The organism is Paraburkholderia antibiotica, from assembly GCF_012927125.1.
In the GTDB taxonomy this organism is placed as follows: Bacteria; Pseudomonadota; Gammaproteobacteria; order Burkholderiales; family Burkholderiaceae; genus Paraburkholderia; species Paraburkholderia antibiotica.
Window position 1 is genome coordinate 64,314 of record NZ_JABBFZ010000007.1, and the last position, 19,684, is coordinate 83,997.

At 64.7% G+C, this 19,684-nt stretch carries 19 protein-coding genes and 1 riboswitch; of the genes, 2 read left to right on the forward strand and 17 right to left on the reverse strand.

What is annotated here, in order from left to right:
* Positions 1–87: 87 nt before the first annotated feature.
* From HHL14_RS14340 to HHL14_RS14355, 4 genes are read right to left on the reverse strand one after another with little or no spacing between them, the layout of a single operon-like run.
* On the reverse strand, positions 88–381 hold the full coding sequence (locus tag HHL14_RS14340; RefSeq protein WP_169498277.1) for a hypothetical protein: 294 nt from the start codon (positions 379–381) through the stop codon (positions 88–90).
* Positions 378–683 carry a hypothetical protein gene (locus HHL14_RS14345; protein WP_169498278.1) on the reverse strand — a complete coding sequence of 102 codons (306 nt, stop codon included), beginning with the start codon at positions 681–683 and terminating at the stop codon, positions 378–380. The genes HHL14_RS14340 and HHL14_RS14345 overlap by 4 nt, the downstream gene beginning before the upstream one ends.
* Positions 680–967 (reverse strand): hypothetical protein, encoded by a 288-nt coding sequence (locus HHL14_RS14350; RefSeq protein ID WP_169498279.1) that lies wholly within the window; start codon positions 965–967, stop codon positions 680–682. Before HHL14_RS14350 ends, HHL14_RS14345 begins: the two co-directional genes overlap by 4 nt.
* Positions 964–1,110 (reverse strand): type VI secretion system tube protein Hcp, encoded by a 147-nt coding sequence (locus HHL14_RS14355; RefSeq protein WP_169498280.1) that lies wholly within the window; start codon positions 1,108–1,110, stop codon positions 964–966. Before HHL14_RS14355 ends, HHL14_RS14350 begins: the two co-directional genes overlap by 4 nt.
* A 295-nt stretch (positions 1,111–1,405) precedes the next feature.
* Here HHL14_RS14355 and HHL14_RS14360 point away from each other — a divergent pair, with 295 nt between their 5' ends.
* The gene (locus tag HHL14_RS14360; RefSeq protein WP_169498281.1) at positions 1,406–2,773 is read left to right on the forward strand and encodes a methyl-accepting chemotaxis protein; all 1,368 of its coding nucleotides are present in this window, start codon (positions 1,406–1,408) and stop codon (positions 2,771–2,773) included.
* Positions 2,774–2,853: 80 nt separating this feature from the next.
* On the opposite strand, the gene HHL14_RS14365 is transcribed toward HHL14_RS14360, so the two are convergent.
* From HHL14_RS14365 to HHL14_RS14420, 12 genes are all read right to left on the reverse strand, one after another.
* Positions 2,854–4,191, reverse strand: a complete 1,338-nt coding sequence (locus tag HHL14_RS14365) for a TraB/GumN family protein (protein ID WP_230413047.1) — start codon at positions 4,189–4,191, stop codon at positions 2,854–2,856.
* Complete coding sequence (locus HHL14_RS14370) at positions 4,184–5,200, reverse strand: peptide ABC transporter ATP-binding protein (RefSeq protein WP_169498283.1); 1,017 nt, start codon at positions 5,198–5,200, stop codon at positions 4,184–4,186. Before HHL14_RS14370 ends, HHL14_RS14365 begins: the two co-directional genes overlap by 8 nt.
* Complete coding sequence (locus HHL14_RS14375) at positions 5,197–6,204, reverse strand: ABC transporter ATP-binding protein (RefSeq protein WP_169498284.1); 1,008 nt, start codon at positions 6,202–6,204, stop codon at positions 5,197–5,199. Before HHL14_RS14375 ends, HHL14_RS14370 begins: the two co-directional genes overlap by 4 nt.
* 1 nt (position 6,205) lies before the next feature.
* Complete coding sequence (locus tag HHL14_RS14380) at positions 6,206–7,123, reverse strand: ABC transporter permease subunit (RefSeq protein WP_169498285.1); 918 nt, start codon at positions 7,121–7,123, stop codon at positions 6,206–6,208.
* A 7-nt stretch (positions 7,124–7,130) separates the two neighbouring features.
* Positions 7,131–8,141: an ABC transporter permease subunit gene (locus tag HHL14_RS14385; RefSeq protein ID WP_169498286.1), complete on the reverse strand. Its 1,011-nt coding sequence runs from the start codon at positions 8,139–8,141 to the stop codon at positions 7,131–7,133.
* Positions 8,142–8,303: 162 nt separating this feature from the next.
* Positions 8,304–9,935: an ABC transporter substrate-binding protein gene (locus tag HHL14_RS14390; RefSeq protein WP_169498287.1), complete on the reverse strand. Its 1,632-nt coding sequence runs from the start codon at positions 9,933–9,935 to the stop codon at positions 8,304–8,306.
* Positions 9,936–10,146: 211 nt separating this feature from the next.
* Positions 10,147–11,805, reverse strand: a complete 1,659-nt coding sequence (locus tag HHL14_RS14395; protein WP_169498288.1) for an ABC transporter substrate-binding protein — start codon at positions 11,803–11,805, stop codon at positions 10,147–10,149.
* Positions 11,806–12,179: 374 nt separating this feature from the next.
* The gene (metF, locus tag HHL14_RS14400; protein ID WP_169498289.1) at positions 12,180–13,010 is read right to left on the reverse strand and encodes a methylenetetrahydrofolate reductase [NAD(P)H]; all 831 of its coding nucleotides are present in this window, start codon (positions 13,008–13,010) and stop codon (positions 12,180–12,182) included.
* An 11-nt stretch (positions 13,011–13,021) separates the two neighbouring features.
* Positions 13,022–13,375: a phage holin family protein gene (locus HHL14_RS14405; RefSeq protein ID WP_169498290.1), complete on the reverse strand. Its 354-nt coding sequence runs from the start codon at positions 13,373–13,375 to the stop codon at positions 13,022–13,024.
* 196 nt (positions 13,376–13,571) lie between these two features.
* Complete coding sequence (gene ahcY / locus HHL14_RS14410; RefSeq protein ID WP_169498291.1) at positions 13,572–14,990, reverse strand: adenosylhomocysteinase; 1,419 nt, start codon at positions 14,988–14,990, stop codon at positions 13,572–13,574.
* Between the two features lie 33 nt (positions 14,991–15,023).
* Positions 15,024–15,159: riboswitch (S-adenosyl-L-homocysteine riboswitch) on the reverse strand.
* 78 nt (positions 15,160–15,237) lie between these two features.
* The gene (locus HHL14_RS14415) at positions 15,238–15,972 is read right to left on the reverse strand and encodes an LrgB family protein (RefSeq protein ID WP_169498292.1); all 735 of its coding nucleotides are present in this window, start codon (positions 15,970–15,972) and stop codon (positions 15,238–15,240) included.
* Complete coding sequence (locus HHL14_RS14420; RefSeq protein ID WP_169498293.1) at positions 15,969–16,505, reverse strand: CidA/LrgA family protein; 537 nt, start codon at positions 16,503–16,505, stop codon at positions 15,969–15,971. Before HHL14_RS14420 ends, HHL14_RS14415 begins: the two co-directional genes overlap by 4 nt.
* 119 nt (positions 16,506–16,624) lie before the next feature.
* On the opposite strand from HHL14_RS14420, the gene HHL14_RS14425 reads away from it, so the two are divergent.
* Positions 16,625–17,593, forward strand: coding sequence for a LysR family transcriptional regulator (locus HHL14_RS14425; protein WP_169498294.1), 969 nt, complete (start codon positions 16,625–16,627; stop codon positions 17,591–17,593).
* Between the two features lie 139 nt (positions 17,594–17,732).
* On the opposite strand, the gene HHL14_RS14430 is transcribed toward HHL14_RS14425, so the two are convergent.
* Entirely contained in the window at positions 17,733–19,388 is a 1,656-nt protein-coding gene (locus tag HHL14_RS14430) for a GMC family oxidoreductase (RefSeq protein WP_169498295.1), read from the reverse strand.
* Positions 19,389–19,684 lie beyond the last annotated feature (296 nt).

Genomic DNA, 19,684 nt, shown 5'->3' on the forward strand with positions numbered 1-19,684 from the left:
GGCGGGGTGGTGTTGTGGAGGAGGCGCTGGTGGTGACGCGCAGCGCCTCGTTCGGCGGAGGCTGGCGAGATCGACGTGGACGTCGACTCAAGAGTGACGCTTGCGGCGCCAGTAGCTGGCGATCGACCACGCGACGACGACGAACACCAGCGACACGAAGAAGCTGACGATATATAGCGTTCCAAAGATGACGTCCGAGTGACCTTCACTGCCGAACGCACCGAATGTTTTGAAAAGCGGTTTGAAGAAGTCATAGCCGTCTCCGCGGTCAAGCCATTCGTTGACGCATTGAAGGCCTGTAATCCCGATTGCGACGAGCAGTGTCAGAGGTAATGTGAGCGCGAGGCAGGTCAGAGTCTTTTTTATTAACGGCTTCATCATCGCGACTCAACCGTAGATCGGCGCTTACGACGCGAACGTCTGACGATCGCCCAGCCGGCGACGACGAACACGAGCGACAGCACGAAGCTAACGACGAGCAACGTCCCGACAATGACATCCGAGTAGCCTTCACAACCGTGCGCATCGAACGCGTCGAAAAGCGGTCGCAAGAGGCGAAAGCCCGCGTCGCTGTCGAGCCATTCATAGGCACCCAGCCGGGCGATCCCGAATCCGACGGGTAACGTCATCACCAGAGCAAGCGCGAAGCAAATCGATATCCTTTTTATCGGCGATTGCATCATCGCGACTCCCACCTGCGCCGACGACGCAAACGGCCAACGATCGCCCAGCCGATAACAACGAACACGAGCGAGACGACGAACCCGAGAAGGTACAGCGATCCGACAATGATCTCCGAGTTCTCTTCAGTACCGTCCGCGCCCAGAGCATCGAAAAGCGGGGAATAAAACTCGTAACCCGCACCGCTTCCAAACCATTGATAAACCCATGGGATGTGGGCAATCCCGACTCCGACGGGTATCGTCATCAGTAGCGCGAGTGCAACACAGATCAGTGCCTTTTTCATTGCTCTCGGCCCGAGCCCGTCCGCATCGCCGCTTGCTGTTCGACCTGCCAGCGCCATCCGATCACTTCGATTTCATTCAGATGCGCCGCGTCCTGCGATTCGCCATCGATACCGCTGATCTTGATAAAAATGTCCTGCGCCACTCTCGTCACTCCCGCTTGATTAAAAATAACTCTCAAACAAGCTATCAAAGCGAGGATGCAAAACCAACAGGACTATTCCGAGAAATCCAACGTCCGCCAGATTTTCCGACGCGGCCGTACGATGAATCCACCCGCCGCACGGACGCCCTCCCCCGTAAGCAACCGAAACCCCATCCTCAGGAAAACCTCCCGCCGCCCTTCAGAAAGCGACGAATCTGCCGTACTCCCGGGCTGAACCTTTGAAGTTCTCGTTCCAGAACACGGGTTATGCATAGTTCATAAAAACGGAGGCGAAGTGCAGAAGTCCCATCTCACGATCAGGGTCCGGATCCTGGCGATATTCGGCAGCTGCGTCGCGCTGACCTTTTTCACCGGCCTCGCGGGCGTCGTCGGTTTGTCGCAGTTGAGCGCGGACGCGGCGGCACGGCCGCTGTTCACTGCACTGGTCGCGGTGGCGTGGCTCGGCTGCGCGATTGCGCTATACGGCGGGTTCCATCTGCATAAGATCGTCTGCGGCGGCCTGATCCGGCAGCGCAAGAAGTTTCAGGAGATCGCCGACACGCTCGACGTGTCGCGCCGCGCAGCCAGCCCACGCATGGACGAGTTCGGCCGCGGCGCCGTCGCGTTCGATGCGCTGCTGCGTCGGATCGAGGAAAACATCGTGATCGTGCGGGCATCGACCGATTCGGTCAGCACCGCGACGCGCGAAATCGCCGCCGGCAATCTCGATCTGTCCGCGCGCACCGAGGAACAGGCCGCGTCGCTCGAACAGACCGCCGCGAGCATGACGCAGCTCACCGAAACGGTGAAGCACAACGCCGACAACGCCCGCCAGGCGAACACGCTCGCCACCAACGCCGCCAGCATGGCCGCGACCGGCAACGACGCGGTGCAGGCGATGGCCGCCACGATCGGCCGGATCAGCGGCAGTTCGAGCAAGATTTCGGAGATCACCGGGGTGATCGAGGGCATCGCGTTCCAGACCAACATCCTCGCGCTGAACGCGGCGGTCGAAGCCGCGCGCGCCGGCGAACAGGGCCGCGGCTTCGCGGTCGTCGCGAGCGAGGTGCGCAGCCTCGCGCAGCGCTCGGCGGCGGCGGCGAAGGAGATCAAGGAGCTGATCGGTTCGTCGGTATCGATGATCCAGGCCGGCTCGACGCAAGCGGTCGAAGTCAGCACCGTGATGGGCGAGGTCACGACGGTGATCCGTCAGGTCTCGGACATCGTCGGTGAAATCGCGGCGGCGTCGGAAGAACAGAGCCGCGGCATCGAGCAGGTCAATCAGGCGGTCAACCAGATGGATGAGGTCACGCAGCAGAACGCGGCGCTCGTCGAGGAAGCGGCGGCCGCCGCGCAATCGCTCGAAGAGCAGGCGGCGAAACTCGCTGGGGTGGTGTCGGCGTTCAAGGTGGGCAGCGGTGAAGCGACGGCGCGCAGCGTGGCGTCGCAGTTGCCGAAGACGCGCGCTCCGGCATTACCCGCGATGCGCGCCGCACGGCCCGCGGCGGCGTCCGTTGCAGTCTCAAGCTCGCACGATCTCGCGCCGTCGAAGGCAGCGGCGCCTGCCGCTATCGAGCGTAACGGCGTGAGCAAAGCGGCGCCGGTCGCGAAGCTCGAACCCGCGCTCGCATCGGCCTCCGACGCCGACTGGCAGACCTTCTAAGCGGACCTTCCGAACCCTGCGGCGTTAGCTGCCGCAGGCCGGGCTTCAACCCGCCCCTCACCCGATTCTCAACCTGGGCCTCAACCCGGCTCGACCACGAAGCCGTGCTGCCGCAGCAGCTGCAGCACGCCCTTCGGCCCGCCCAGATGCAGTGCGCCGATCGCGACGAACACCGGCTTGTTCGGCGCGGCGAGCTGCAGCATCTTCGTGACGAAGCGGCGATTGCGTTCGTAGACGATGCGGTTGTCGATCGTCGCGGACACGTGTTTGTCGCGCGCGAGCTTCTCCGACTTCGCGGCTTGCCACGCGGCGATCGCATCGGCATCGCCGACCCGCCACAAGCGATGCAGCGTGCGCACGTCCTCGACGTTCTGCGCGGGCGTCTGCACCAGGTCCTGCGCGAGCATCTCGCGCTGCTGCGCGGCCGAGAGTCCGGTGAACGCGCGCATCTGCTGCGCGAGCGTCTCCAGCCCGACGATCTTGCCGCGCGTCTTCAGATACACGTTCTGCAATTGCGCTTCGGTGCCGTACTCGGTCTGCAATCCGGCGGACAGCGAGTCGTAGGTCTCGACCACCAGCGAGGCCAGCCACGGCCGCATCTTCTTGATCGCGTCGAGCGCGGCCGGATTGCCGCGCAGACGCAGCGCGAGCTTGCGCCAGAGCGGATCGGGCAACAGGCCGGGTAGACAGTCGTGCTTGCAAATGCCGTACTTCGACACGTCGTCCTGCGACACCAGCAGTTCGTCGGGCGACAGCTCGAGCGCGAGCGTCTGCGAGGCGGCTAGCGCGGCCAGAATAGACGGACGAAACGGCTGTCCCGCCGGATAGTCGGCGGGGTCGCCGACGTGCAGCGTGCCGAGCACGTAAAGGGTGGTGGTGCCGCGCGTCGCGACGTAGAACGGCATGCGCGCCGGCTGCTGGCGCACCGGGCCGCTGGCGGTGGTGCCGGGCGTCGCGGGTGGCGCCATCGACGGCGGCGGCGGTGCAACGGGCACCGTGACCGATGGACGGCCCGCCTGGCCCGGCGCATTGGCCGCAGCGCCAGCCGCGTACGCGATGCCGGGTACGGCCACGCTCATCGACAGCGCGCAGGCGATGCGGAAAAACGCGGCACGTGATGCGGGAAAAAGCGCTGGAAAAAGCGTGGGAAAAAACGCGGGGGGAAATGCGGAAGGAAATTGGAGGAAAAGCGCGCGCTTGCCCCGGCGGACAAACGTCCGGAAAAAAGCGCGAAAAACCGCATGCAACAACGTAGGGAGCAACGAGTAAGCCAACACACCGGCGAACCCGCCGGCAAATGCACCGCGGAACGCGGCGCCTGTCGGCCCCCGCGCTCCGCAGCGCCGCGCGAAGACGGCCGCGCGGCCGCCCTCACGCAAGCGGCGCGCAAGACGACGCGCCGCCACCCCATCAGGCATCCACGTCCCCCACCTCTTCGGCGCGATGACACGACACCATCCGCCCATCCACGTCACGCAGCTTCGGTTCCTCGCTGCGGCAACGCTCGATCACATACGGGCAGCGCTGATGAAACGTGCAGCCCGACGGCGGATTCAGCGGCGACGGCATCTCACCCTGCAGCTTGATCTTGATCGTGCGGTCCGCCTCGAAGATCGACGGCGTCGCCGACATCAGCGCGCGCGTGTACGGATGGCGCGGCTTCGAGAAGATGCGCTGCTTGTCGCCGAGTTCAGCGACGCCGCCGAAGTACATCACCATCACATCGTCGGCGATGTGCTCGACCACCGACAGGTTGTGGGAGATGAACACGTAGCTCGTCTTGAACTGCTCCTGCAGGTCCATGAACAGGTTCAGGATCTGCGCCTGGATCGACACGTCGAGCGCGGACACCGGTTCGTCGGCGACCACGATCTGCGGATCGAGGATCATCGCGCGCGCAATCGCCACGCGCTGACGCTGGCCGCCCGAGAACATGTGCGGATAGCGCTTCGCGTGCTCGGGACGCAAGCCCACGGTGCGCATCATCTGCGCGATCCGCTCGGCGCGCTCGGTCGCGCTCATCGGCGTGTTGATCGCGAGCGGCTCGCCGAGCGTCTGCTCGACGGTCTTGCGCGGATTGAGCGACGCGAACGGGTTCTGGAACACCATCTGCACGCGCCGCCTGAGCGCTGCGATTTTCTCGTGACTCGCGCCGGCCACATCCTCGCCGTCGATCAACAGACGGCCCGCGCTCGGCGTTTCGATCATCGTCAGCTGACGCGCGAGCGTGGACTTGCCGCAGCCGGACTCGCCGACCACCGCCAGCGTCTTGCCGCGTTCGAGCGCGAACGACACGCCGTTGAGCGCCTTCACCGTGCCCTGCGCGAACATGCCGCGTTTGACCGTGTAGTAGCGCGCGAGATTATCGGCGACCAACACGTGATCGCCGCCGCAAGCTTCGCGACGGGTTTCGGGTACGGCGTTCATCGGGCGCCTCCTTGCGTGTGAACGTTGGCGTCCTTGTCGACGTTGAGCGGCTTGATGCAGCGCACGCGCGTGAACTCCGCATGACCCGGCAGCGGCGCGAGCGCCGGCCGCGCCTTCATGCAGTCGTCGACCACGTACTTGCAGCGCGGCGCAAACAGACATCCCTTCGGCCGGTCGTCGCGGCCCGGCACCATGCCCGGCAACGCCGCGAGCCGCACCGCGCCCACGTTGTGCTCGGGAATCGCCGCGAGCAGCGCTTCGGTGTACGGATGATGCGGCGCCGCGAAAATATCCGGCACCTTGTTCGTCTCGATCACCTCGCCCGCGTACATCACCGCGACGCGCTGCGCGACTTCCGACACCACCGCCAGATCGTGCGAAATCAGCACGAGCGCCATCCCGCGTTCCTTCTGCAGGCGCATCAGCAATTCCATGATCTGCGCCTGGATCGTCACGTCGAGCGCGGTGGTCGGCTCGTCGGCGATCAGCAGCTTCGGGTTGCAGGCGATCGCCATCGCGATCATCACGCGCTGGTTCATGCCGCCCGACATCTGGTGCGGAAACGCGCCGATACGGTTCTTCGCGTCCGGAATGCCGACCTGATCGAGCAGTTCGAGCGCGCGTTTGTCGAGCGCCGAACCGCGCAGCCCTTCGTGCAGCTTCAACACTTCCCTGATCTGATAGCCGACTGTGTAGCTCGGGTTCAGGCTCGTCAGCGCGTCCTGGAACACCATCGCGATGTCCTTGCCGATGATCTTGCGGCGCTGTTTCGCCGACGCGTTCAGCAGGTCCTTGCCGTCGAACGTGACTTCGTCGGCGGTGACCTTGCCGGGCGCATCGATCAGGCCCATCAGCGCCATCATCGTCACACTCTTGCCCGAGCCCGATTCGCCGACCACGCCCAGCACTTCGCCCGGCGCGACATCGAGATTGATGCGATCGACCGCGGGCAGGCCGCTGAAGTTGACCGCGAGATTGCGGATGGTTAGCAGGTTGTTACTCATATCAGGCCATCCGTTTCAGTTTGGGGTCGAGCGCATCGCGCAGCCCGTCGCCGAGCAGGTTGATGCACAGCACCGAGATCAGGATGGACAGGCCCGGCATCGTGACGATCCACCATGCGCTGTCGATGTAGTCGCGCGCCGACGCGAGCATCGCGCCCCACTCCGCCGACGGTGGTTGCACGCCGAGGCCGAGAAAGCCGAGCGCGGCGGCATCGAGAATCGCCGACGAAAAGCCGAGCGTCGCCTGCACGATCAGCGGCGCGGTGCAGTTCGGCAGCACCTGCGAGAACATCAGCCGCAGCGTGCTCGCACCCGCGACGCGCGAAGCCGTCACGTACTCCTTCTGCAACTCGCCCTGCGCGGACGCACGCGTCAGACGCACGTAGCCCGGCAGCGCGACGATCGCGATCGCGAGCATCGTATTGACGAGACCCGGACCGATGATCGCGACCACCGCGACCGCGAGCAGCAGCGACGGCAATGCGAGCAGCACGTCCATGATGCGCATGATCGGCGTGTCGGCCCACTTCTCGAAGAACGCGGCGACGAGCCCGAGCACGATGCCCGGAATCAGCGCGAGCACGACCGAGACAAAGCCGATCCAGAACGACAGCCGCGCGCCGTACATCAGACGCGAGAGGATGTCGCGGCCCGCTTCGTCGGTGCCGAGAATGAACTTCCAGTTGCCGCCGTCGAGCCACGCGGGCGGAATCTTGACGAAGTCGCGGTACTGCTCGATCGGGCTATGCGGCGCGATCAGCGGCGCGAAGATCGCGACGAAGACCAGCAGCAGCACGATCACGCCCGCGCCGACCGCACCGCGGTTGCGCGAGAAATTGGCCCAGAATTCGCGGGCCGCGATGGCGCGGCCGCTGGGAGGCGTAACCGACTGGGGGACTGTATTTTGAATGTCTGCCATTTTCGCGTTACCTCGTATGGCGGATGCGGGGATTCAACACGCCGTACAACAGATCGACGACGAGGTTCACGACGATCACCAGCGTCGCGATCATCAGAATACCGCCCTGCACGACCGGATAATCGCGTCGGCCGATCGCATCGATCAGCCATTTGCCGATGCCCGGCCACGAGAACAGCGTCTCGGTCAGCACCGCGCCCGCGAGCAGCGTGCCGACCTGCAGACCGATCACGGTCACCACGGGAATCAGCGCGTTACGCAGCGCATGCACGACGATCACACGCACCGGCGACAGACCCTTCGCGCGCGCGGTGCGGATGTAGTCCTCGCGCAGCACTTCGAGCATCGACGAGCGCGTCATCCGCGCGACCACCGCGAGCGGAATTGTGCCGAGCACGATGGCCGGCAGGATCAGATGGCTCAGCGCCGATTTGAACGCGCCTTCGTCGGTCGACATCAGCGAGTCGATCAGCATGAAGCCGGTCACGTGCGGGATGTCGTATTCGACCGCGATGCGGCCCGACACCGGCGTCAGCCCGAGCTTCACCGAGAACACCATGATGAGGATCAAGCCCCACCAGAAGATCGGCATCGAGTAGCCGGTCAGCGCGGTGCCCATCACGCCGTGATCGACCACGGTGCCGCGCCGCAGCGCCGCGAACACGCCGGCCGGCAGCCCGACGATGAGCGCGAACAGCATCGCGCAGATCGACAGCTCGACGGTGGCGGGAAAGCGCGCGAGGAATTCGCCCATCACGCTGGTGTTGGTGATGATCGAGGTGCCGAGATCACCGTGCAGCGCGCGAACGATGTAATGGAAGTACTGCATGGGCAGCGGCTCGTCGAGCCCGAGGCGGTGCATCGCGGCCGCATGCATGGCCGGGTCGACGCCGCGCTCGCCCATCATCACTTCGATGGGATCGCCGGGGATCAGGTGAATCAGTGCGAACGCAAGGATCGTGATACCGATGAACGTCGGAATCACCATACCGATGCGGCGCAAAACGAAGCGGAACATAGCTCGCTCCTATGGGACTGGTGATGAAAAAACGCAACCGGCGACGAGGGCTCGTGACCCCGGTCGCCGGACCATTTCGACCAGTTTTCCAACCGTGCGAAAAGCGTACTGCGTGAATTTTACGGCTGCCTTGCCGGCTTATCGGCCGGCCCGGTAGCCAGCTTACTTGACGCTGACGCCGTCGAAGCGCGCGTAACCGAGCGGTTCGATGCGCATGTCGACCACCTTCTTGCTGACAGGCTGATAGACGGTCGAGTGCGCGATCGGCGCGAACGGCAGTTGCTGCGCGAAGATATGCTGCGCGTCGCCGTAGATCTTCGTGCGCGCCGCCACGTCGGAGGTGGTGCGGCCCTTCTGGATCAGATCGTCGAACGGCTTGTAGCACCACTTCGAGAAGTTGTTGCCGTTGATCGCGTCGCAGCCGAGCAGCGTGCCGAGCCAGTTATCCGGATCGCCGTTGTCGCCGGTCCAGCCGATCAGCATCGTGTCGTCTTCGCCCGCGTGCGCGCGCTTGATGTACTCGCCCCACTCATACGTGACGATCTTCGCCTTCACACCGATCTTGGCCCAGTCGGCCTGGATCATTTCCGCCATCAAACGCGCGTTCGGGTTGTACGCGCGCTGCACCGGCATCGCCCACAGCGTGATGTCGAAGCCGTTCGGATAGCCAGCCTTCGCGAGCAAAGCCTTGGCCTTGGCCGTATCGAACGACGCGGCCGGCAGGCCCTTGACGAACGACCACTGCGTCGGCGGCATCGGGTTCGTCGCGAGCTGGCCCGCGCCCTGGTACACCGAGTCGATGATCGCCTTCTTGTTGATCGCCATGTCGAGCGCCTGACGCACTTCGACCTTGTCGACCGGCTTGTGCGTGACGTTGAACGCGAGGTAGCCGAGGTTGAAGCCCGGCTGCGACGGCATGTCGATGTTCGGCTCGGCCTTCAGCGGCGCGATGTCGGCCGGACGCGGATAGCTCATCACCTGGCATTCGTCGCGCTTGATCTTCTGCACGCGCACACCGGCATCCGGCGTAATCGAGAAGATCAGCTTCGAGATCTTCACCGCGTTCGGCTTCCAGTAATCCGGGTTGCCGTCGAAGCGGATCGTCGCGTCCTTCGTGTAGCTGCGGAAGATGAACGGACCGGTGCCGACCGGGAACTGGTTGATGTCGGCGGCCTTGCCGGCCTTCATCAACTGATCCGTATATTCGGCCGACAGGATCGACGCGTATTCCATCGCCAGATTCTGGATGAACGGTGCGTTGACTTCCTTCAGCGTGAACTTGACCGTGTACGGGTCGACCTTCTCGACCTTCGTGATCAGCTTGTCGAGGCCCATGTCGGTGAAGTAAGGGAACTGCACCGGATACGCCTTGCGGAACGGCTGGTTCGGATCCAGCATGCGCTCGAACGTGAGGATCACGTCATCGGCGTTGAATTCGCGCGTCGGCTTGAAAAACGAGGTGGTCTGAAACTTCACGCCGTGGCGCAGATGGAACGTGTAGGTCTTGCCGTCCGGCGAGACGTCCCACTTCTCCGCGAGGCCCGGCTCGACCTTGGTGCCGCCGCGTTCGAATTCGACGAGGCGGTTATAGACGGTGAACGTGTTGGCGGTGAAATCCACACCCGTCGTGTATTGCGCCGGGTCAAAACCCGCGGGGCTGCCTTCCGAGCAATAAACGAGGGTCTTGTTCGGAATCCCCGCGGCGTGCGCGCTGCTTGCGCCAATCAGGGATGCCGCTGCGGCAGCGACGAGCGTGGTGATACGCGCGACGTGCAACAGGTTGTTTTGCTTCATGTTTCCTCCAGGTACGGGACCGGCTTGAGCCAGCGTAGCGGGATATTACTTGAGCTTGGCCCAGCGACCAAGCGGAGCAAATTCCCCGTGTTGACGATAGGAAACACTTTGGGCAAACGTTTTGTCGTGTGCAGGGGCAACCGGGGCGGCCGGTTCGCACCGCCCCGGCGAGGCGGTGCAAGAAACGCGCCGCCTCGCCGATGCATCCGGCTTATTTCAGTCCGACCTCCATGAATTGCGTCGGTCCGAACGGATCGATCCTGAAGCCCGTCACGTTCTTGCTGATCGGCTGGTAGACGGTGGAATGCGCGATCGGCGTGAACGGCACCTGATCCTTGAAGATCTCCTGCGCCTGCATGTAGGCCTTGGTGCGCTCGGCCATGTTGGTGGTGCTGCGGCCCTTCTTGATCAGATCGTCGAACGGCTTGTAGCACCACTTCGAGAAGTTGCTGCCGGCAACCGCATCGCAACCGAGCAGCACGCCGAGCCAGTTGTCCGGATCGCCATAGTCGCCGGTCCAGCCGATCAGCATCGCCTGATGCTCGCCCGCATGCGCGCGGCGGATGTACTCGCCCCACTCGTAGGTGGCGATATTCACCTTCACGCCGATCTTCGCCCAGTCGGACTGCAGCATTTCCGCCATCAGACGCGCGTTCGGGTTATACGGCCGCTGCACCGGCATCGCCCACAGCGTCAGCTCGAAGCCGTCGGGGTAGCCCGCCTGCTTGAGCAGCGCCTTCGCTTTGTCGACGTCGTACGGCGCGTCCTTCAGGCTCTTGTTGTAGCCCCATTGGGTCGGCGGCATCGGGTTGGTCGCCGCCTGGCCCGCGCCCTGGTAGACCGCGTCGATGATCGCCTTCTTGTGGACCGCCATGTCGAGCGCGCGGCGCACCAGCACGTTGTCGAGCGGCTTTTTCGACGTGTTGTACGCGATATAGCCGAGGTTGAAGCCGACTTCGTTCGGCATCGCGAGCGACGAATCGGCCTTCACGGTCGCGATATCGGCCGGACGCGGATACGACATCACCTGGCATTCGCCGCGCTTCAGTTTCTGCAGGCGCACCGCCGGGTCGACGGTGATCGCGAAGATCAGCTTGCCGACCTTCACGTTGCCCGGCTTCCAGTAATCGGGATTGCCGTCGAAGCGGATCGTGTCGTCCTTCGTGTAGCTACGGAAGATGAACGGTCCGGTGCCGACCGGATACTGGTTGATGTCGGACGCCTTGCCCGCTTTCAACAGCTGATCCGTATATTCGGCCGACAGGATCGATGCGAACGGCATCGCGATCTGTTGCAGGAACGGCGCGTCGACTTCCTTCAGCGTGAAGCGCACCGTGTACGGATCGATCTTCTCGATCTTGGCGATGTTCTTCGCGAGCCCGAGGTCGTTGAAGTACGGGAAATTGACCGGATACGCCTTGCGGAACGGGTTCTCCGGGTCGAGCATGCGCTCGTAGGTGAACACGACGTCGTCCGCGTTGAATTCGCGCGTCGGCTTGAAGAACGAGGTGGTCTGGAATTTGACGCCCGGGCGCAGATGGAACGTGTAGATGAGCCCGTCGGGCGACACATCCCACTTTTCGGCGAGGCCCGGCTCGATGTCCGTGCTGCCGTGCGCAAATTCGACGAGGCGGTTATAGACCGTGTACGACCCGGCGCTGAATTCGACGCTGGTCGTGTATTGCGCGGTGTCGAAGCCTGCCGGACTGCCTTCGGAACAGAACACCAGCGTCTTGTCGGGCAGCGTGGCCGCCTGCGACGCGGCGGGTACGAGGCCGCTCGTGGCGACCGTGAGCGCGGCGAGAGCCGGCAGGCAGAATCGATGAAGCGCGAACAGCCGGTGTGCCGCAGTCTTTCTTGTCACTGTCATATCGTCCTCCGCACAGCAGCCGGGTTAGCTGCGTTTCGATCATAGACAGCACAAAAATGAGCTTCAACAGGGACTTACCACGCTTTTCGGTGCGAATTCGGCAGGTAGTTCGGCGCGCGATGGCGTGTGGCGGGTGGTTTGGGGGAAGCTGGGCACCGCGTGATGGCGGTCGGGGAGGGGCGGATAAGCGGTAAATAAGCGGTTGATAGGCGGCCGATAAGCGACCAGGCGACGTCCCAACTTGACGCGTCGCCGCGCGCCAGGTGGGCTGGCCGGCCGGATGCGCCGGCCAATGCCACCGGGCCTATATGAAAAAAGCCGCGCGGCCATTGCGGCCGCGCGGCTTATCGGTGAGACCGGCGTGACGCGCTACGTCAAACGCCGAGCCGCTCGCAGATGGTCTTCGTCGACGCCGCGGCGTTCAGCGTATAGAAGTGCAGACCCGGCACCTTCGCATCGACGAGGCGTCGGCACAGGTCCGTCACCACGTCGAGCCCGAACGCGCGGATCGACTCGCGGTCGTCGCCGTAGCTCTCCAGCCGGCGCGCGATCCAGCGCGGCACTTCGGCACCGCACATCTCGGAGAAGCGCATCAGCTGCGAGAAGTTCGTGATCGGCATGATGCCGGGCACGATCGGCACGTCGACGCCGAGCTGGCGCGCATCGTCGACGAAACGGAAATACGCGTCCGCGTTGAAGAAGTACTGCGTGATCGCGGAATTCGCGCCGGCCTTCACCTTGCGCGCGAAGTTCTCCAGATCGTGACGCGGCGAGCGCGCCTGCGGATGGTATTCCGGGTAGCCGGCCACCTCGATCCAGAACCAGTCGCCGAACTCGGCGCGGATGAAGCTGACGAGCTCCGACGCGTAGCGCAGTTCGCCGACCGCGCCCATGCCCGACGGCAGGTCGCCGCGCAACGCGACGATGTGGCGGATGCCGTGCGCGCGGTACTCGTTCAGGATCGCCCGCAGGCTTTCCTTCGACGAACCGACGCACGACAGATGCGGCGCGGCCTCGAGCCCTTCCTTCGCGATATCGACGACGGTATCGAGCGTGCCTTGCTGCGTCGAGCCGCCCGCGCCGAACGTGACGGACACGAACTTGGGTTTGAGCGGCACCAGTGCCGCGCGCGTCGCGCGCAGCTTGTCGACGCCTTCCTGCGTCTTCGGCGGGAAGAATTCGAATGAAAGTTCGATCGGATTCATAAGCTAAAAGATCAACCGAAGCTGCGGTTGCCGAAAATGAGCGCGGACAGCAGCCACGACACGATGCTGTACAGGATCGAGCCGAAGAATGCCGACCAGAAACCCGACACCTCGAAGCCCTTCAGTAGCGACGCGCACAGCCAGAAGCACAGCGCATTGACGACGAGGATGAACAGGCCGAGCGTGAGAATCGTAACGGGCAGCGTCAGCAGGATCAGCACCGGCCGCAGCACCGCATTGATGAGGCCGAGCACGATCGCGACGATCAGCGCGGTGCCGAAGCTGCGGATATGGATCGACGGAACGATGTACGTGATGATCAGCAGCGCGAGCGCGTTGATGAGCCAGGTCAACAGCACGGTCATAAAGAGCTCCTTGTAAGCACCTGCGCGGGCAGGCTGTCCATTAAACGAAAACGGCGCGGGTGAACAAAGCGGCGCATTACGCGCCGCCCGATGCTCAGACCGTCATGCCGCTAGCGCCGCCGCGCCCGCGCGCCTGGCTGGGCAAGGTGCACGGATGCATCGATACGCCAGGCCGGCTCGCGGGTGCAGGCGATGCTTAGTAGCGGTAGTGGTTCGGCTTGAACGGACCGTTCTTGTCGACGCCGATGTAGCCGGCCTGCTCGTCCGACAGCACGGTCAGGTTCGCGCCGATGCGCGCCAGATGCAGACGCGCGACCTTCTCGTCCAGATGCTTCGGCAGCACGTACACCTTGTTCTCGTACTTCGCGCCCTGCGTGAACAGTTCGATCTGCGCGAGCGTCTGGTTCGTGAACGAGTTCGACATCACGAACGACGGGTGGCCGGTCGCGCAGCCGAGGTTCACGAGGCGGCCTTCAGCCAGCAGGATCACGCGCTTGCCGTCCGGGAAAATGATGTGGTCGACTTGCGGCTTGATGTTTTCCCACGTGTACTGACGGGTCGACGCGACGTCGATTTCCGAGTCGAAGTGACCGATGTTGCAGACGATCGCGTTGTGGCGCATCGCCTTCAGATGGTCGTGGTTCAGCACGTGGTAGTTGCCCGTTGCCGTCACGAAGATGTCGGCCTTGTCGGCCGCGTATTCCATCGTCACGACGCGGTAGCCTTCCATCGCAGCCTGCAGTGCGCAGATCGGATCGATTTCCGTGACCCACACGGTCGCACCCAGACCGCGCAGCGATTGCGCGCAGCCCTTGCCCACGTCGCCGTAGCCAGCCACGACCGCGATCTTGCCCGCGATCATCACGTCGGTCGCGCGCTTGATACCGTCGACGAGCGACTCGCGGCAGCCGTACAGGTTGTCGAACTTCGACTTGGTGACCGAGTCGTTGACGTTGATGGCCGGGAACGGCAGACGGCCTTCCTTCTCCATCTGGTACAGACGATGCACGCCGGTGGTGGTTTCTTCGGTGACACCCTTGATCGCGGCGAGGCGCTTCGAGTACCACGTCGGGTCGATCTCGAGATGCGCGGCGATCGACTTGTACAGCGCGACTTCTTCCTCGTTGGTCGGCTTGGCGATCACCGAGCGGTCTTTTTCCGCCTTCGAGCCGAGGATCAGCAGCAGCGTTGCGTCGCCGCCGTCGTCAAGGATCATGTTGGCGAACTCGCCGTTCGGCCATTCGAAGATACGGTGCGAGAACTCCCAGTATTCGTCGAGCGATTCGCCCTTGAACGCGAACACCGGCGTGCCGGCTTGCGCGATTGCGGCAGCGGCGTGGTCCTGGGTCGAGAAGATGTTGCACGAGGCCCAGCGCACGTCGGCGCCGAGCGCCGTCAGCGTCTCGATCAGCACGCCGGTCTGGATCGTCATGTGCAGCGAACCTGCGATGCGCGCGCCCTTCAGCGGCTGCTGCGCCTTGTACTCTTCACGCGTTTGCATGAGGCCGGGCATTTCGGTCTCGGCGATCGTGAGTTCCTTGCGACCCCAGTCGGCGAGCGACATGTCGGCAACAATGTAATCCTGCTTCTGGGAATCGATGACTGCGGCGTTCATCACGCCCTCCTTTCTAAGAAATTGACTAGAAATGTGACGTGAGCGCGGTTTGAGGCAGGGGCTGAAAACGCGCGAGGCGCGCCTCCATGCTGCCGGTTGAAGCCTTCGAGCCTGGCGGGCGGCCGGCGAATACAGATTCGCGGTACCCGTCGCAACGCTCCTCGAAGACGAACGGCGATTGTAGCAAATTGGGATGACGCTGGCGGCTCAGGCGCGCCTGGACGGCCGGGAACGGCCGCGCGAACGTTCAGATCGGCAGCACGCCGAGCATCGGCGCGAGCAGCACCATCGCGACGCCGGCGATCATCATCGTCAGGCTGGAAACCACGCCCTCCTCGCTGCCGATCTCGCGCGCCTTCGCGGTGCCGACGCCATGCGCGGCCGCGCCGAACAGCGCGCCGCGCGCGAGCCGCGTGCGCAGCGGCACGAACGCGAGCACCAGCTCGCCGAACAGCATCCCGCAGACGCCGGTCGCGATCACGAACAGCGCGGTCAGGTCTCTGGGCGCGTGGATCTTGTCGGACACGGCGAGCGCGAACGGCGTCGAGACCGAGCGCGTCATCAGGCTGCGCTGCAATTCGGGCGACAGATGCAGCAGCTTCGCGAGCAGCAGCGAACCGCCGACACCGACGAGAATCCCCACCGTCACGCCGACGGCGAGCGAAATCCAGTGGCGTTTGAGCAGTGCGCGGTATTCGTAGATCGGCACCGCGAACGCGACCGTCGCCGGGCCGAGCAGCCACATCAGCCAGCGGGTGTCCTCGAAATACACGCGATACGGAATGTGCGCGAGCGCGACGATCGCAACCAGCGCGGCCGGCACCGTCAGCATCGGCGTGAGCCACGGCGAGCGCACGCGTGCATACAGCGCCTTCGACGCGAAATACAGCGCGATCGTCAGCACCAGACAGCCGGCCGCGATCAGGCGCGACGCATCATCGGCGAACAGCGCGGCGAGCAGGGACGAATAGGACGCGCTCATCGGCGGGCGGATGGAACAGCGGTGGCGCGGCGGACCGCACGCACGCGGCGCAGCGCGAGACGACGTTCGAGGCGCGCGGCCCGGTCGACCGCGAAGGCCACCGCGACCATCACCATCAGCGTGCCGGCGACCACCACCAGCGCGAGGCGCCAGCCGTCGGCGCGAAACAGGCCGCCGTATTGCACGGCGGCGACCGCCGCCGGAATGAAGAACAGCAGCATGTCGGACAGCAGCCAGTCGGCGCCGGCCTTGACCCAGCGCGGCGCGACGCCGCCGCAAAACAGCAGCGCGAGCAGCACCAGCAAACCGACCACGCCGCCCGGCACCGGCAGATGCAGGTGGCGCACCATGAAGTCGGCGGCAATCCAGAGGGCCGCGATCGCGGCGCTTTGCACGACGATCCGTGCTACCCGGCCGACACCCGAGAGATGCTCCTCGCCACCCTGCCCGCCCTGCCCGCCGACGCCCGCCGTGCCGTCGCCCGCGCGGCTGGCGGCGGATCTGACGGAGCGGGCTAAAACTGGCGTGGACATGGCATTCCCTGGCTGACTTCAAGTGAAAGGCAGTATAGGGTGCACGGCATCATAAACATAATGACTTACAATCATTCAAATCATTCCAAACTGGAATCTCGGGGACCAGGAGCCCGTTCATGGAACTACGTGCGCTGCGCTATTTCGTCGAAGTGGTCCGTCAACAGAGCTTCACCGTCGCCGCCGAGCAGATGTTCGTCACGCAGCCGACCATCAGCAAGATGGTCAAGTCACTCGAAGACGAGATCGGCTCGCCGCTGCTGCTACGCGATGGCCGGCAGATGGTGTTGACCGACGTCGGCCGGATCATCTATCAGCGCGGCCAGGACGTGCTCGCCGCGCACGCGCAGTTGCAGGCCGAACTCAACGATCTCGACACGCTCGGGCGCGGCGAACTGACGATCGGCATCCCTCCGATGGGCGGGGCGCTGTTCACGCCGGCCATCGCCGCATTCCGCCAGCGCTATCCGAAGATCGAGCTGAAGCTGTTCGAGCAGGGTTCGCGCGCGATCGAAACCGCGTTGATCAACGGCGAGCTGGAATTGGGCGGGGTGCTGCAGCCGGTCGACCCGGACAACATCGACGTGCTGCCGATGAGCCGCCAGTTGCTATGGCTCGTCGCGCGTACCGGTTCGCGCTGGGACGCGCTGCGCGAAGTGCCGCTCGCGCAACTCGCCAACGAACCGTTCGTGTTCTACGGCGAGAGCCTCGCGCTGAACGACGTCGTGCTGAACGCGTGCCGCGCAGCGGGTTTCGCGCCGGCGATCGTCGGGCGTAGCGGGCATTGGGATTTCATGGCGGCGCTGGTGCTGGCCGGCGTCGGCATCGCGCTGCTGCCCGCGCCGTATTGCCGGCGGCTCGATCCCGCGCGCTTCACCTGCCTGCCGGTCGTCGAACCGGAGATTCCGTGGGAAATGGCGATCGGCTGGCGCCGCAACGGCTATCTGTCGCATGCGGCGCGCGCGTGGCTCGACGTCGCGCGCGAAACGCTGCCGACGCATGTCAGCGACGACTTCATGCTCGGGCCGGCGATCGGCTTCAGCGGAATCGCGCTGGAGGATGAGGGGCAAACGCCATCGGCGGAGTGAGGGGCGGCGGCTTTACCGCGTGGCCGATAGCGCCTTCGCGGAGATCCGCCACGCAGAGCGCCGCGCAAGCGCGCAGGCCGCGCAGACGTCCTGGCCAGCGGAGACGCATTGCGCCTGCCGCAGTCCACTTGCCGCCGTTTCAGGCCGCCCGCGCCGCCATCCCGCCCGTACCCGTCACGATCCTCAACCCGCTGGCCCCTTCCCGCCGGCTCGCCGCCATCATGTCCGCCGCGCGCTCGCCGATCATCACCGTCGGCGAATTGGTGTTGCCGCCGATCAGCGTCGGCATCACCGACGCATCGACGATCCGCAAGCCCGTCACACCGCGCACCCGCAAGTGCGGATCGACCACCGAACGCGCATCGCTGCCCATCCGGCAGGTCGCGACCGGGTGATAGATCGTGTCCGCATGCTCGGCGATCGCCTGCCGCAGCTCCGCGTCCGACTGCCCCGGCCGCGTGTACAGCTCGGTGCCGCCATGCAGCGCGAGCGACGGTGCATCGAGAATGCGACGCGCCATCTTCACGCCTTCGACCAGCAGATCGAGATCGCGCGCATCGCTGAGAAAACGCGGATCGATCAGCGGTGCGACGCGCGCATCGGCGCTCGCGAGCGTGACCGTGCCGCGGCTATGCGGACGCAGCACGCAGGTGTGCAGCGAATAGCCGTGGCCCCAATGCATGTGGCGGTTGTGATCGTCGACGAGCGCCGCGCAGAAATGCAGTTGCAGGTCGGGTCGATCGAGCGTCGGCCGGCTCTTCAGAAAGCCGCCCGCCTCGGCGACGTTGCTCGACAGCATGCCGCGTCCGTGCCGCATGAAGGTCGTGAACTGCGGCAGCATCCGCGCGATGCCGCGCACCGAAAAGCCGGTCGGCTCGATCGACTTCGTGCGCTTGTTGATCGTGAAATCGACGTGATCGATCAGGTTCTGGCCGACCTCCGGCGCGTCGTGCAACACATCGATGCCGAGCGCGCGCAGTTGCGCGGCCGGGCCGATGCCCGAGCACATCAGCAGTTGCGGTGAATTGAACGCGCCCGCCGCGAGCACGACTTCGGCGCGCGCGTCGAGCGTTTCGGTGCGCCCGCCGCGCACGATCTCGACGCCGCTCGCGCGCTTGCCGTCGAACACGATACGCAGCACGGTCGCATCGGCGATGGTGTGCAGATTGGCGCGCGGCCGGTCGTAGATATACGCGCGCGCGACGCTGCAACGGCGGCCGTCGCGCTGCGTGACCTGATAGAAACCGATGCCTTCCTGATCCGCGCCATTGAAATCGGCGTTCGGCTTATAGCCGGCTTCGAGCGCGGCCTGCACGAAACGCTTCGAAAACGGATTGCGAAAGCGCAGGTCGGAGACCGTCAGCGGGCCGGCGTCGCCATGCCATGCATCGGCGCCGCGCTCGTTGCCCTCGGCGTGGCGGAAATACGGCAGCACGTCCTCCCATGACCAGCCGTCGCAGCCGAGCCTCGCCCATTCGTCGTAGTCGAGCGGATGACCGCGCGTGTAGATCATCGCGTTGATTGCACTCGATCCGCCGAAGCCGCGCCCACGCGGCTGATAACCCCGGCGTCCGGCGAGCCCTGGCTGCGGTGTGGTCAGGAAACCGTAGTTGGTCTTCAGCTTGTGCGGCACCACGGCCGCGACGCCGACCGGCATATTCACGAACAGATTGCGATCGGTATGCGGCCCGGCTTCGATCAACGCGATGGTCGCGTCGGGACAGCTATCGGCGAGCCGGCTCGCGAGCGAACATCCGCCCGAGCCCGCGCCGACGATGATGTAGTCGTATTGCATGCGCTCCTCCTGATGGGACGCGTTGCTCGCCGCCCCTGTCTCGTGCACACTTGTCTACGTGTGTTTTCTGCGCATTGTAGGGAGCGTTCCGGCAGCGCGGCGGCTTCGGGACAGAGCGATTCCTCTAATCACCGGCCGCGGCGCGCCCCTATGATGAAAGACGCGCCTGAGCACGAGCGCGAGCCCGCCAGTCGGGCGGGCGCGGCATTCAAACAGCGCGCGGCGCGCACCATCTTTCCGCATGCGGCATCGCACGCGGCGCTCAAACAGCGCACCACCGACGCCCTCGGCAAAGC